The sequence below is a fragment of the Bacillus sp. AFS055030 genome (assembly GCF_002574545.1).
Classification (GTDB): domain Bacteria; phylum Bacillota; class Bacilli; order Bacillales; family Bacillaceae_G; genus Gottfriedia.
Map to the genome: position 1 here is coordinate 160,133 of NZ_NUGT01000079.1, position 14,262 is coordinate 174,394.

At 32.6% G+C, this 14,262-nt stretch carries 13 protein-coding genes; 12 read left to right on the plus strand and 1 reads right to left on the minus strand.

Annotated elements, in window-relative coordinates; genetic code table 11:
* The first annotated feature begins 30 nt into the window (after window positions 1-30).
* The 9 genes from leuB to CN925_RS17915 all read left to right on the plus strand — a co-directional run bounded on the left by leuB (window position 31) and on the right by CN925_RS17915 (window position 9,857).
* Window positions 31-1,098, plus strand: a complete 1,068-nt coding sequence (leuB, locus tag CN925_RS17875; protein ID WP_098848182.1) for a 3-isopropylmalate dehydrogenase — start codon at window positions 31-33, stop codon at window positions 1,096-1,098.
* Window positions 1,095-2,489: a 3-isopropylmalate dehydratase large subunit gene (leuC, locus tag CN925_RS17880; protein WP_098848183.1), complete on the plus strand. Its 1,395-nt coding sequence runs from the start codon at window positions 1,095-1,097 to the stop codon at window positions 2,487-2,489. The genes leuB and leuC overlap by 4 nt, the downstream gene beginning before the upstream one ends.
* Window positions 2,467-3,042 carry a 3-isopropylmalate dehydratase small subunit gene (gene leuD, locus CN925_RS17885; RefSeq protein ID WP_098848184.1) on the plus strand — a complete coding sequence of 192 codons (576 nt, stop codon included), beginning with the start codon at window positions 2,467-2,469 and terminating at the stop codon, window positions 3,040-3,042. Before leuC ends, leuD begins: the two co-directional genes overlap by 23 nt.
* Window positions 3,043-3,249: 207 nt before the next feature.
* On the plus strand, window positions 3,250-4,098 hold the full coding sequence (locus CN925_RS17890) for a DegV family protein (RefSeq protein WP_180233010.1): 849 nt from the start codon (window positions 3,250-3,252) through the stop codon (window positions 4,096-4,098).
* A 562-nt stretch (window positions 4,099-4,660) separates the two neighbouring features.
* A complete protein-coding gene (locus tag CN925_RS17895) occupies window positions 4,661-5,665 on the plus strand; it encodes a zinc-dependent alcohol dehydrogenase family protein (RefSeq protein WP_098848186.1) in 1,005 nt (334 codons plus the stop codon).
* 186 nt (window positions 5,666-5,851) lie between these two features.
* Window positions 5,852-7,000 carry an acyl-CoA dehydrogenase family protein gene (locus CN925_RS17900; RefSeq protein ID WP_180233011.1) on the plus strand — a complete coding sequence of 383 codons (1,149 nt, stop codon included), beginning with the start codon at window positions 5,852-5,854 and terminating at the stop codon, window positions 6,998-7,000.
* A gap of 31 nt (window positions 7,001-7,031) precedes the next feature.
* Entirely contained in the window at window positions 7,032-8,183 is a 1,152-nt protein-coding gene (locus tag CN925_RS17905; RefSeq protein ID WP_098848187.1) for a thiolase family protein, read from the plus strand.
* Window positions 8,184-8,214: 31 nt separating this feature from the next.
* Window positions 8,215-8,985, plus strand: coding sequence for a 3-hydroxyacyl-CoA dehydrogenase (locus CN925_RS17910; protein WP_098848188.1), 771 nt, complete (start codon window positions 8,215-8,217; stop codon window positions 8,983-8,985).
* A 446-nt stretch (window positions 8,986-9,431) separates the two neighbouring features.
* Window positions 9,432-9,857 (plus strand): SRPBCC family protein, encoded by a 426-nt coding sequence (locus CN925_RS17915; protein ID WP_098848189.1) that lies wholly within the window; start codon window positions 9,432-9,434, stop codon window positions 9,855-9,857.
* A 93-nt stretch (window positions 9,858-9,950) separates the two neighbouring features.
* On the opposite strand, the gene CN925_RS17920 is transcribed toward CN925_RS17915, so the two are convergent.
* A complete protein-coding gene (locus CN925_RS17920) occupies window positions 9,951-10,793 on the minus strand; it encodes a hypothetical protein (RefSeq protein WP_098848190.1) in 843 nt (280 codons plus the stop codon).
* Between the two features lie 396 nt (window positions 10,794-11,189).
* On the opposite strand from CN925_RS17920, the gene CN925_RS17925 reads away from it, so the two are divergent.
* The 3 genes from CN925_RS17925 to CN925_RS17935 all read left to right on the plus strand — a co-directional run bounded on the left by CN925_RS17925 (window position 11,190) and on the right by CN925_RS17935 (window position 14,214).
* The gene (locus CN925_RS17925) at window positions 11,190-12,221 is read left to right on the plus strand and encodes an alpha/beta fold hydrolase (RefSeq protein ID WP_098848191.1); all 1,032 of its coding nucleotides are present in this window, start codon (window positions 11,190-11,192) and stop codon (window positions 12,219-12,221) included.
* Between the two features lie 29 nt (window positions 12,222-12,250).
* Window positions 12,251-12,829: a TetR/AcrR family transcriptional regulator gene (locus tag CN925_RS17930; RefSeq protein WP_286138475.1), complete on the plus strand. Its 579-nt coding sequence runs from the start codon at window positions 12,251-12,253 to the stop codon at window positions 12,827-12,829.
* A gap of 164 nt (window positions 12,830-12,993) precedes the next feature.
* Window positions 12,994-14,214: a phospholipase D-like domain-containing protein gene (locus tag CN925_RS17935; RefSeq protein ID WP_286138477.1), complete on the plus strand. Its 1,221-nt coding sequence runs from the start codon at window positions 12,994-12,996 to the stop codon at window positions 14,212-14,214.
* Window positions 14,215-14,262 lie beyond the last annotated feature (48 nt).

Consider the following 14,262-nt stretch of genomic DNA (forward strand, 5'->3'; position numbering starts at 1 on the left):
TAGTAAATGGAGCAAAAAGGAGGTTCTAAAATGAAATTAAAGATCGCATGTCTTCCAGGAGACGGAATCGGACCAGAAATTATGAGTTCAGCTGTACAGGTTTTAGAACAGATTGCACAATCTTATCAACATGATTTTACTTTTTCAACAAATTTATTCGGAGGTCACGCGATCGATGAAACAGGCACTTCATTACCGAAAGAAACATTAGATAATTGTTTAAATTCAGATGCCGTATTATTGGCAGCAGTAGGTGGACCAAAATGGGATCAAGGTGTTGAACGACCAGAAAGTGGCTTATTAAGATTAAGAAAATCACTTAATTTATACGCAAATATCCGACCAGTCGATGTTTACGATGAACTTGTCAATCATTCACCTTTAAAATCTGAGCAAGTAAGAAATGTAAGCTTTGTCGTCGTTCGAGAATTAACAGGAGGAATCTATTTTTCCGAACCTCGTTTCCATAATGAAAATGAAGCAACGGATACTCTTTCCTATACTAGAGAAGAAATAGAACGCATTGTAAAGTATGGATTTGAGTTAGCAAAAACTAGAAAAGGTAAACTTACATCAGTTGATAAAGCAAATGTATTAGAATCTAGTAAACTTTGGCGAAAAATAGTAAATGAATTAAGTTCAAATTATCCAGAAGTAGAAGTTGAACATATTCTTGTTGATGCAGCTGCGATGGAGTTAATTCGAAACCCTAGAAGATTTGATGTAATCGTTACTGAAAATTTATTTGGGGATATTTTAAGCGATGAAGCTTCGATGATTACTGGTTCTTTAGGAATGCTCCCTTCTGCAAGTAGATCTGGCAAAGGCCCATCATTATATGAACCAATTCACGGTTCAGCACCAGATATCGCTGGACAAAATAAGGCAAATCCAATTGCAATATTAAGATCAGTGGCGATGATGCTTCGAGATTTTAACTTAGTTGATGAAGCAAACTCGATTGAAAACGCGATTGTAAATGCAATAAATAATGGCTATTTAACTGGTGACCTAGGTGGAAAAAATTCAACGAGTGAATTTACAGAACAAGTTGTAAAAGAATTACAATTTCAAACAGTAGGAGGTACGGTTCGATGAAGCAAACATTGTTTGATAAACTTTGGCAAAATCATGTTGTAACTGGTGAAGAAGGTAAACCACAACTTTTGTATATCGATCTACACTTAGTCCATGAGGTAACTTCTCCGCAAGCTTTCGAAGGATTGAGATTATCTAATCGTAAAGTAAGAAGACCAGAATTAACTTTTGCGACAATGGATCATAATGTACCAACAAAAAATCAATTAGTGATTACGGATTTAATTGCTAAACAACAAATGGATACGTTAAGAAATAATTGTCAGGAGTTCAATATTCCTTTAGCAGATATTACAGATGAGGACCAAGGCATTGTCCACGTAATTGGACCAGAACTAGGGTTAACTCAGCCGGGAAAAACAATTGTTTGTGGAGATAGTCATACATCTACTCACGGTGCATTTGGTGCTTTAGCATTTGGAATTGGAACAAGTGAAGTTGAACATGTTTTAGCAACTCAAACTTTATGGCAAGTTAAGCCGAAATCAATGGGTGTGAAACTTGATGGTAAACTTCCAAAAGGTGTATATGCTAAAGATATCATTCTTCATTTACTAGCAACTTATGGTGTTTCAATGGGAACTGGATATGTCATTGAGTTTTATGGTGAAGCAATTACAAATATGTCAATGGAAGAGCGTATGACTTTATGTAATATGGCAATTGAGGGAGGAGCAAAAGCTGGATTAGTTGCTCCTGATCAAAAAACGTTCGAGTATTTAAAAGGTCGGAAATATACAGTTAACTCATATGATGAAAAATTAGTAGAATGGAAGAAATTATATACAGAAGAGGGAGCGACATTTGATAAAACAATCGAAGTGGATGTAGCAACCCTTGCACCTTATGTAACTTGGGGAACAAATCCTGGAATGGGCGTAAGAATTGATGAAGCCCTTCCAAAAGCCAAGGATGAGAACTACGAACGAGCTTATGAATATATGGGACTAAAGCCGGAAATCACACCTAAAGAGATTCCAGTTCAGCATGTTTTCATCGGTTCTTGTACTAATTCTAGATTGTCAGATTTAGAGGAAGCGGCAAATTATCTTAAAGGAAAGAAAGTTAAATCGGATGTACGTGCATTAGTTGTTCCTGGGTCAAAAAAGGTTCGAAATGCAGCGATGGCAAAAGGACTACATAAAGTCTTTATCGAAGCAGGATTTGAATGGAGGGAAGCTGGTTGTTCGATGTGTCTGGCAATGAATCCAGACCAAGTACCAGCTGGAGAACATTGTGCATCTACTTCAAACCGAAACTTTGAAGGAAGACAAGGAAAAGGAGCAAGAACACATTTAGTAAGTCCAGTAATGGCAGCGGCTGCTGCAGTACATGGTCATTTTATTGATATTCGAAAGGAGCAAGCAAATGAAACCGTTACGTACGCATAAAGGCACAACCGTATCAATTATGTTAGATAATATCGACACAGACCAAATTATTCCAAAACAATATTTAAAACGAATCGAACGAACTGGCTTTGGAGAATTTTTATTCGATGAATGGCGATATCATGATGATCGCTCACCTAATCAATCTTTTTCATTAAATAATGAAGATCGAAAAAATGCTTCAATCCTAGTAAGTGGAAATAATTTTGGTTGTGGTTCATCTAGAGAACACGCACCTTGGGCGTTAAATGATTATGGATTTACAATTATAATTGCTGGCAGCTTCGCAGATATTTTCTATAATAACTGTATAAAAAATGGCATGCTTCCAATTGTATTAAATGATGAGATTCGCACAAAATTATCTACATTAAGTGGGAATCAAGAAATTGAAGTAGATTTGGAAAAACAAGTCGTAAAAACCATATTTGGGGACTTTGAATTCTCAATCGATCCTGTTTGGAAAGAAAAACTAATGAATGGTTTAGATGATATTGCGATTACGATGAAATATGAAAATGAAATTGAAAAATATGAAAAATTACACGCATAACTAAAAAAAAGAAGTATCTTATAAGTGAGCTTTACTTATGAGATACTTCTTTTTTGTTGCAAGCATGACGATTAGCATAAATAGTTATAGGTGCTCCATTTTATATTTGTCGATTAAATTAACTTAAATGAATAAAATATTTGAATATTTTGATTATTATTTAATAAGATTAAAAATACATTGTTAAACTAGAGAGAGGTGATAAAATTGAACCTAAAAATAATTGTAGATAGCTCTTCTGATCTTCCGTTAGAACTATTGAAAAAAAACGATATTTCTGTCATTCCATTAAGAGTCTATGACCAATTAGAAAAAGAGTATCTAGATGGGGTTAACTTACAATCAAATGAGTTAATGCAAAGAATGAAAAATGGAGAAAACTTTACTTCTTCTTTACCTTCTTACGATGCAATTTATCAAACTTTAGTCTCGTGTAGTGCAGAACAAAATTGTGTCTATCTTACTTGTTCTGGTGACTTATCTGGTACGTATAATTTTGCACAATTAGTAAAACTAGATATTTTAGAAAACAATCCAAATGCCTCTATTCATATCATTGATACTAGATCAGTATCACTTGGAATTGGTGTATTAGTTATGGAGCTAATAGAAGGTGTAAATAATAATGAACCATTTGAAAATTTAATGATACGATTAAATCAAAATATTAATAAAATCCAACATATTTTTACGTTAGAAGATCTTCAATATTTAATACGAGGCGGTCGTGTCGGTAAGTTTGCTGGATTTTTAGGTGGTATGCTAAATATAAATCCGATAATGGAAGTAAACGAAGGGAAATTTAAACCACTTGAAAAAGTACGAGGTCGAAAAAAAGCATTGAATCGAATGTTAGAACTAATAAAGAGTCGAAAAGATGAACTTAGTAGAAATGTTGGAGTTGTATATGGAGTAAAAGATGAAAATACAGAACAATTTATTGAACAATTAAAGGATCTAATTGGTAATGATCAGATAATAGAAAACTCAGTTGGTTCAGCAGTCGGCGTCCACACAGGCCCTAGTGCAATAGGAATCTTTTTTCTAGCTAAATAAGAAAGTTCATTTCGACTCTCATAGTGGTGAGAGTTTTTTTGTTCCGTAAAACTTTTAAATAAAAAATATATAAATATAATAAAATGGTAGTTTAATAGGAAATGAGAACACATTGTTGTTGACTAAAAGTAGACGTGATTATGGATGGTAAAACAGTTTTTGACAAAAATAAGTGTAAAAATAGTAAGGAATTTGTCTTAATTAACTATTAAATTCTAGCTATTTATAATCAGATAGATTATTCCTGTGGAAATTAATTTTAGTAAGATAGAAGTCTAAGTTACCGTTATTTCAATAAGTAAGAGGCGGGTTGAAAAGCGACTCTCATTAAGGAATTTTGATAGAGTTTAGTTCGAAACCTAATACCAAAATCTATTTTTCTATCCTACTTTCTTATGCTTCTAATCTATCTATCATAAAAATCAAAACCAACTTCATACTAAAACAAAAAATACAATTAAACATTTTAGTAAACACCAATTAACTTTTTTTGGTAAAATAAATTTGAGCAAAGATCAATTACTTACATATTAAATAGAAATAATGAATAGGAGTGGTGGTGTTGAAAGCTTATATTTTAAGGGACACAAAAGGGCCAGAGTCATTAAAATTGGAAAATGTTGAGATTGGTGCTGTTTTACCGAATGAAGTAGTCATTAAGTTAAAAGCAGCTTCCTTAAACCGACGTGATTTTTTTATAACTCATGGTATGTATCCAGGGATGAAATTAGATGCAATTTTGGGATCAGACGGTGCTGGAGTGGTTGAGGCTATTGGAGAAGAGGTACAAAGTTTTTCTGTAGGTGATGAAGTAATCATGAATCCAAGTTTAAACTGGGGCGACCGTGACGATATCAATTCTGATGAATTCACTGTACTAGGAATGCCATCTAATGGTACATTTGCTGAATTTATTAAAATACCAGTTGAAAATGTTTATAAAAAGCCTGAGTATTTGTCATGGGAAGAGGCTGCAGCAATTCCATTAGCTGCACTTACTGCATATAGAGCGTTAATGACACGTGGTCAATTACAAAAGAATGATACAGTATTAATTCCAGGTATCGGTAGTGGGGTAGCATTATATGCATTGCAAATTGCTGTAGCGTTCGGGTCAAAAGTACTAGTTACGTCTAGTAGCAATGAAAAAATTGAAAAAGCAATTGAAATGGGAGCGACTGCTGGTTTTAATTACCGAGAAAAAGATTGGTATAAAAAACTTCGTAAAGAATTTGGATTTGTAAATCTTACAATTGATGGAGTTGGTGGTGAATCATTTAATCGATTAATTGATTTGACAGCTCAAGGTGGAAGAATCGTATCATTTGGTGCGACAAATGGACCAGTTCCTCAAACTGTTTTGCCAAAAGTATTCTTTAAAAATATGGACATTAGAGGGACAACGATGGGAAGTCCAAGAGAGTTTGAACAAATGTTAGCATTTTTTGAAGAACATAAAATTAAACCAATACTAGATCAATCATATGAATTCTTGGATGTCATTAGCGCATTACAACATATGGGTGAAGGAACTAATTTTGGCAAAATTACAATCAAAATAGGTTAATTTGTCTTGTTTTTTGAAGTTTGGCTTCATTCAAAAGAACTGAATAGCTCAGTTCTTTTTTTTTTACACCTTGATAAATTACAATTAACATCATATGATTATTACAAATGTAATATTTAAAAAATTTAGTATTTTGAGTATTGTAAGCGTTTTATCGAAGTGATTAATTATTTTGGGGGGCTTATTATGAAACATTCATACTTAACTAGAGAACATGAAATCTTCCGCACGGCTCTTAGAAAGTTTTTACAAAAAGAAGCTGTACCATTTTATGAAGAGTGGGAACAAAATAAAATGATCCCTAGGGAATTCTGGGATAAATTAGGTAATGAAGGATTTTTGTGTCCTTATGTTGACGAAAAATATGGTGGATTAGGTGTAGATTTTGGCTATTCGGTCATTATTATAGAGGAGCTTGAGAAAGTTGGTTCAAGTTTAGTTGGCGTAGCATTACACAATGATATTGTAGTTCCTTATTTGACTGCTTATGCAAATGAAGAGCAGAAAATGGAATGGTTGCCTAAATGTATTTCAGGTGAATATATTAGTGCAGTTGCTATGACTGAACCAGGTGCTGGATCAGATTTAGCAAATATTAAAACAACTGCGGTTAAAGATGGAGATTACTACATCGTTAATGGTGAGAAAACGTTTATTACGAATGGTATTCATTCAGACTTAATCATCATTGCAGTTAAAACTGATACAACAATTCGACCTGCTCATAAAGGAATAAGCCTACTTGTTGTCGAAAAAGATACAGTTGGGTTTTCTAGAGGAAAGAAATTGAATAAAGTAGGACTTCATAGCCAAGATACGGCTGAATTAATTTTCCAAGATGCTAAAGTACCTGTAAAGAATTTATTAGGTGAAGAAGGAAAAGGCTTCTATTACTTAATGGAAAAATTACAGCAAGAAAGATTAGTAGTTGCCCTAGAAGCATTAGTTTCAGCTGAAGAAATGCTGAAAGTGACTACTGAGTATGTGAAAAATAGAAAAGCATTCGGAAAATCAATAGCAGGCTTCCAAAACACTCAATTTAAACTTGTAGAATTAGCTACTGAAATCGAAATTGGCCGTACTTTCATTGAGGATTTAATTTATAAGCATATGGAAGGCGAAAATGTTGTTAAGCAAGTATCGATGGCAAAATGGTGGATTACAGATTTAGGTAAAAAAGTAGCCTCAGAGTGTCTTCAATTGCATGGTGGATATGGATATATGGAAGAATACGAGATTGCTAGACGTTTCAGAGATATTCAAATCATGTCAATTTACGCAGGTACAAATGAAATCATGAAGACAATTATTGCAAAACAAATGGGATTAAATTAATCTAAGATTTTAAAATTGGAGGATCAAGTTTATGAGAGAAGTAGTTATTGTTGATGCTTTAAGAACACCTATCGGTAAAAGAGGCGGCAGCTTTAGCGAAACAAGACCTGATGACTTAGCTGCAATTGTACTAAAGGAATTAGTAAGTCGAAATGAATTTGATCCAAAAGAAATAGATGATGTGATTATGGGCTGTGTTACTCAAATTGGTGAACAGGCTGGTGATATTGGTAGAGTTGCCGCTTTATTAGCAGGTCTACCAATAGAAGTGCCTGGTGTTACAATTGACCGACAATGCGGATCAAGTCAACAATCTGTCCATTTTGCATCACAAGCCATTTTAAGTGGGGATATGGACATTGTCATTGCTGCTGGTGTTGAAAGTATGACACGTGTACCAATGTTCTCGAATTTAAAAGGATCAAAATGGAATGAAAAACTAACGAATATGTATGGTGATTTTAACCAAGGAATTTCAGCAGAACGCATAAATGAAAAGTGGAATATCAGTCGAAGCCAACAAGATGAATTTGCTTATAATAGCCATCAAAAAGCATTAAAAGCAATGAAACAAGGTTATTTTGAAGACGAAATTGTTGCAGTTTCTGTTACGAATCAAGACGGTGAACATGTTCAAGTTTCGAAAGATGAAGGACCGAGAGAAAACTCTTCGATTGAGAAATTATCCACTTTAAAACCAGCATTTACTGAAACTGGTTCAGTTACTGCTGGAAATGCCAGTCAAATTAGTGATGGTGCTGCAGGATTACTTTTAATGAGTAAAGAAAAAGCACATCAATTAGGTTTTAAACCAAAGTTTCGAATTATTGGGAGAACAGTAGTAGGATCTGACCCTCAATTAATGTTAACAGGTCCAATTCAAGCAACTCAAAAAGTTCTACATAAATGTGGTTTAACAATCGATCAAATCGATTTGTTTGAAATAAATGAAGCATTTGCTACTGTTCCTTTAGCATGGCAAAAAGAATTAAATGTACCATTTGAAAAGTTAAATATATTCGGTGGAGCGATCGCATTAGGTCACCCACTTGGTGCTAGTGGTGCAAGAGTTATGGTCACTTTATGCAATGCTTTAGAGAAAACAGGCGGACGTTTTGGATTACAAGCGATCTGCGAAGGCCATGGTATGGCAAATGCGACAATTATTGAGAGATTAAATTAATAACCAACAACAAACTGGGGGATTTAAAAAAATGAATATTCGTGATAGTATAGCAATCGTTACAGGTGGAGCATCAGGTTTAGGTGCAGGTACAGTTAGAATGATTGTAGAAAATGGTGGGAAAGCTGCTATTTTCGATCTAAATGAAGAAAGAGCTGCAAGCTTGATTTCTGAATTAGGTGAAGAAAATGTTTGTTTTGAAAAAACAGATGTATCTTCAGAGGAGAGCGTAAAAAATTCAATTCGTAATGTTTTAACGAAATTCGGTTCATTCAATACAGTGGTAAACTGTGCGGGGATCGTTTTAGCTGAAAAAGTAATTAAAAGAGATGGAATTCATTCATTAGAATCTTTCCAAAAAATCATTAATGTAAACTTAGTTGGTACGTTTAACGTTATTCGTTTAGCAGCCGAACAAATGATTAACAATGAACCAAATGAATTTGGTGAAAGAGGCGTTATTATTAACACCGCTTCTGTAGCAGCGTTTGATGGCCAAATGGGGCAAGCAGCTTACGGTGCATCCAAAAGTGCAGTAGCAGGAATGACATTACCAATTGCTAGGGATTTATCAAGATACGGCATCAGAGTCATGAGTATTGCTCCTGGAATATTTGAAACGCCAATGTTTGATGTATTACCAGAAAAAGCTAGAGAATCATTAGGTAATATGGTACCATTCCCATCACGTCTTGGTAAACCATCTGAATACGCACACTTAGCGAAAAGCATTGTTGAAAATCCAATGTTAAATGGTGAGGTCATCCGTTTAGACGGTGCAATTCGTATGCAACCAAAATAAAAGGTAGATGAAAGGCAGGAGGAGCGTAACTTATTCTCCTGCTTTTTAGAATAAACTACTTAATTAAATCAATGCGATTTTATGAAGTTATGATAGAAAAACGACTCATAAGAATCTTTTATCCTTACTTTTTATTATAAAAAAGGTCAGGTTTTCCACAATTTGGGCACTCATATAAATAATGTTCTTGAATTTCGTTACTAATATTTGAATTCTCGTCATTAATGGAAACGTCTGAATTACAATTTGGACAATTATTGCTATTTTTTGAGGATTTATTTTTTAAATTCTCCATCTTCAATTCATCCTTTCTTTTCATTTCTCTAATAAATCTTTTATATTTTACCCATTAAATGATCGATTTTATTAAATAAATTAAATCTATTTTGGCAATACAGTATAATGTACTTTTAATATATTTTGGGTTCAAGAGAGGCGGTATTAAAATGGAAACAACGAATAAGGTAACTGTAAAAGCGACGATTAACGCACCAATTGAAAAAGTATGGGAATTTTGGACAGAATCTGAACATATTAAAAAATGGAACTTTGCTTCAGATGATTGGCACACACCAATTGCAGAAAATGACTTACGTGTAGGTGGGGAATTCCGTTCAAGAATGGAAGCAAAAGATGGTAGTTTTGGTTTCGACTTTGGCGGGATTTATGATGAAGTAAAAAAATATGAAGTTATAGCATATACACTAGGTGATGGTAGAAAGGTTAAGATAACATTTAGTGGAAATGAAAACGAAACAGAAGTAATTGAAACATTTGACCCTGAAACAACTAATCCTGTTGAGCTTCAACAACAAGGATGGCAAGCAATTCTAGACAATTTTAAAAAATATACTGAACAAACAATTAAATAAGTAGATCTACAGATTTTAGTAATTGATAAAAGCACAAATAGGTATACAAATGCATAAAAGGGCTACTTTTGTAGCCCTTTTAATTGTCTTAATTTAGTTAATGCTTGAAAACAAAGGGTCGATATTCACTTTCCAAGGAGAGATAGGTGAAGTTCTAACCATAGTAAAAGAAAGTGTGGACCTTAACCGCCCTCTATTTTTTATAAAAAGATTAACCTCTACTGGGATTTTAGTTTCTAAAACAGATGGGTCTGAATCCATTGTTTTGGGCAAAGTCCACTGAATCGCTTCTATATTTTTTATTTTCTTAAGATTTTTTTTCATATTTTTATGATTACTTATGGCAATTTTTTTAACCAAGCCTTTATCTTGGTTTTTAATCGTAACGAAAAATACATTCAACAGTTGGGAAGGTGGTAAGTTATTCATATATTCATCAAGCTTACCAGCAGCTTTAAGGATCATCACATGATGTGATAAGTCTGCTTTACCTGTCCGATGTGTTGTACTTCCCATAAAATGAATGCAAAAATGTCCACAAAAACCATTTGGAAGTGAACCAGCTCCATGTGGCATTCCGTGCATGGAAGCAGGGATTAGGTTTTCATCAGCTAAAATTAATACAGCCCTTCTTCTCCAACTCCAGTTCCCATCGTATATCTCCTTCATGATTCTTGTATCTTCTCTTGTTAGTGGCTGAACATCTGCATGCCTACTCCCAGCTCTTCTTTGTACATTAAAGCTCTTACCAGTTTCCACATCGATTACAGTGAACAACGAGTATTTTGGGATTATTTTGTTAACAGCTTCCCAATCTTGAATTTCTATTTGAAAGCTAATCGGGGTTAGTACTGGCTCGTTTGACGAAGCGTAAGTAAAATCTGCAAAGCAAATAAATGATAGGGACAGGCTGACTATAAAAAATAATTTTTTCACAGCTAAAAATCAACTCCGATGTTTAGTAATTAATAACATCTATTTTGTGTAATTTTTTAGAAAAAATAGCTAATAAAAATTTGGAAATATAAATGTTTTCGTTTTTTTAAAGGTTTTACTCATACTTCACTAGATACTTCTTAATAAATAATTTCTTTTTGAACTAACCGAATGCTTCCTGTAAAACTTGATCAACTTTATAGTTCTTTTTAGAATAAAATATCAGTTAAGGCGAATTATCAAACATAATTGAGCTAACAAATAAATATGTTAAGGTAGGCATGGATTAAATGTAAAATTGATGTTCTCCAAGTAGAATTGACAGACTAAGATGCATAACTTATCATAAGTGAGTAACTCACTTAGTAAGAGATAGCAGAAAGGAAAAAACTCAAAATGACAAAATCTAATATTTTATCCGATTTCCTTTTTCGTAAATTTATTCAAAGGAAAAATGAAAAAAGGTTAGAAATTAATACTGAATATATGATAAATGAAGAAAAGTATGTATCGATTGGGGGAATTGATCAATGGATAACGATTCGTGGGGAAGATAGAAGAAACCCTGTTCTTTTATTGATTCATGGTGGTCCTGCCTCAACTTATTCGATTTTTAGTTCTATAATACGTCCTTGGGAAAGGCATTTTACTATTGTTCAATGGGATCAGCGAGGTGCAGGAAAAACTTTTAAAAGAAATGGTAAAGAAGGCTGTGGTAAAATTACATTACAACAGTTGGCAGAAGATGGAATTGAATTAAGTCATCTTATTTCGAATGAACTTGAGAAAGAAAAAATTATTTTGGTTGGAAGTTCTGTCGGTAGTCTTATCGCTACATTAATGATTAAGGAAAGACCAAATCTCTATTTTGCGTATGTAGGGACCGATCAAAATTGTTTGGATTATGAAAATATTGCATATCAATTGGGCATTGATGCTTTGTCTGATGCAAGAGATAAGAGGGGACTAAAGAAATTTAAAGAAATAGGGCCAGATCAAACAAAATGGACACAAAAAGATTATGACAAAAGAAATCAGCTATTAGTAAAATCTATAAAAAATGTTCCTAATATGGTAATGGACCTTATTTTACCTGCAATGCTTTCATCACCACAACATAATATGAACGATTTATTCGATATTTTTAAAGGGATGAAATTTTCAGGGGAACAATTGTTTAATGAACTAATGAATTTTGATTATGGGCGGTTAGGAACAGCATTTTCAATTCCTTTCTTTATTTTTCAAGGAGACAATGATATTATTACCCCTACTAAAAATGCAGAACGATTTTTGCAAGAAATCGAAGCACCTTTAAAAGAGTTTATTTATATAAATAACGCTGGACATTTAGCTTGCTTTGCTAGACCTGAGCAGTTTTTAGAAGAATTGGTAAATAGAGTAAGACCTTTAGCAATTAATAATTAAGTAGGAATTTATAAATTGGAGTGAGTAAGTTGTTACCAAAAGATGATAATCAACAAACTGATCGAAAGGTGCTAATAAAACAATCTGCATTGAAAATTTTTGCATTGAATGGTTATAAAAATACGAAAACAAGTGTAATTGCAAATGAAGCAAATGTTAGTGAAGGGTTAATTTTTCGCCATTTTCAATCAAAGGCAGAATTGTTTTTTCAAATTATTGAAAGCCTAATGATTGAGTCTCAAAGTGAGCTAAGTTCATTGCAGTTTTTCCAAGGAACACCTTACCAACTATTAAAATTATTAACTGAAAAAATGTTAGACGAAGATCATAAATATGCATTTATGATTATCGAACAAGCGAGGAAAAATACTGAAGTACCAGAAAAAGTGACTGAATTATTATCAAAATATTCACCTGATTATTTAATTGATTTACTAATACCAATTTTTATAAAAGGACAAGAAAATGGTGAATTAATAAATGAAGATCCACGCAAAATATTAGTATGGTATTTCAATGTGATAAATAGTTTAACCATTCAAGATCTTGTTGATAATAAATTTGGTTTACCTTCTTCTGATTTTTTGATGAAATTGTTAAAGGCTTAAATGGTAGTGATTGAAATAAAATTCTCAGTAATAAGAGTTCTTAAAGGATGTCTAATTAGACATCCTTTTTTTCGTCCAAAAATCATAATTTAACATTTCCGCAATGAATATTTAAGTAATTTATTCAAAAAATACTCTTATGCCGAACCTAGTAAGAGGAATCTATGAAAAAAATATTTAAATTCATATTTAAAACTTTAGTACTTCTATTTTCACTCTTGGTCATATTATTTGCTTTAAATGAGATTGAAATGGAGAAAGCTCAAAAAGAGAATATTTTTGCCAAAAAGCCTATAACATATCCGATGGGATATAGTGATTTGTCGGTTTTTATGAGTGGAGCTAAGTTAAATAATCAATTATTTCATGATATTAGAAATGCAAAAAAAGAAGTGCATATTTACTTTTTTTCAGTATCTAATGATCGTGTTTCACATGAATTTTTAGATATTTTGAAAAAGAAAAGTGATGAAGGAATTCCAGTTTATTATGCAGTTGATCGTCTTGGTGGAATTTTATTAGAACGGAAAGAAAGAAAATCTTTAATTGATCATGGAGTACATTTTACCTATTTTAATAAACCGCAATTATCCTATTTTTTTGCATCAATAAATCACAGAAATCATCGTAGGATGACGATTATTGATGGAGAAATTGGCTATATTGGTGGATTTAATATAGGTAAAAAGTATATTGATGAAAAAAAAGGATTAATACCGTGGGATGATGTTCAACTTAGATTAGAAGGTAGCGGTGTAGAAGGCTTAGAAAAACAATTTGTACATGATTGGAGAAAAAATTCAGACCAAAAAATTACTCAAATGGAAATCAGTAAAAAAAAGGGGAGAAGCCAGCATCAATTTGTTTCTTATACTAAAATAGGGATTGAGCAAGAATATCGTAAATTGTTTAAACAAGCAAAACGCTCTATCACAATTTATTCCCCTTACTTTATACCAAATAATAAAGTAATTTGGGATTCATTAGTAGATGCAGCTAATAGAGGAATTGAAGTAAAGATCCTCTATTCTCATAAGTCAGACGCCCTTTTAGTAGAACAAGCAGCATTGCCATATATAAAGAAAGCTTGGAAAAATAACATGAAAGTTTATGGGTTTAAAAAAGGTATTTTCCACGGTAAAGTAATTAAAATTGATAATCAAGTACTAATGATTGGCACAACAAATTTTGATTCTAGGTCATTTCATTTAACGGATGAATTAAATTGTTATATATATGATCAACAATTTATCAAACAAGTAGAACCAAAATTAGAGGATGCACTTAACTATTCTATTGAAATTACACCTACTTATATTAAAAATTTACCATTTAAAGAAAAAATAAAAGAAAAAATAGCGAAAGTATTTGAGTTTTATTTGTAGGATCAAAACTAGTTGTACTTTATTTTTATTTAAAGAATACAATAAAAA

Bases quoted from the DNA above. Each gene is read 5' to 3' on its own strand.
- leuB (WP_098848182.1), top strand. From the start codon at position 31: ATGAAATTAAAGATCGCATGTCTTCCAGGAGACGGAATCGGACCAGAA.
- leuC (WP_098848183.1), top strand. From the start codon at position 1,095: ATGAAGCAAACATTGTTTGATAAACTTTGGCAAAATCATGTTGTAACT.
- leuD (WP_098848184.1), top strand. From the start codon at position 2,467: ATGAAACCGTTACGTACGCATAAAGGCACAACCGTATCAATTATGTTA.
- CN925_RS17900 (WP_180233011.1), top strand. From the start codon at position 5,852: ATGAAACATTCATACTTAACTAGAGAACATGAAATCTTCCGCACGGCT.
- CN925_RS17905 (WP_098848187.1), top strand. From the start codon at position 7,032: ATGAGAGAAGTAGTTATTGTTGATGCTTTAAGAACACCTATCGGTAAA.
- CN925_RS17910 (WP_098848188.1), top strand. From the start codon at position 8,215: ATGAATATTCGTGATAGTATAGCAATCGTTACAGGTGGAGCATCAGGT.
- CN925_RS17915 (WP_098848189.1), top strand. From the start codon at position 9,432: ATGGAAACAACGAATAAGGTAACTGTAAAAGCGACGATTAACGCACCA.
- CN925_RS17925 (WP_098848191.1), top strand. From the start codon at position 11,190: ATGACAAAATCTAATATTTTATCCGATTTCCTTTTTCGTAAATTTATT.
- CN925_RS17935 (WP_286138477.1), top strand. From the start codon at position 12,994: ATGAAAAAAATATTTAAATTCATATTTAAAACTTTAGTACTTCTATTT.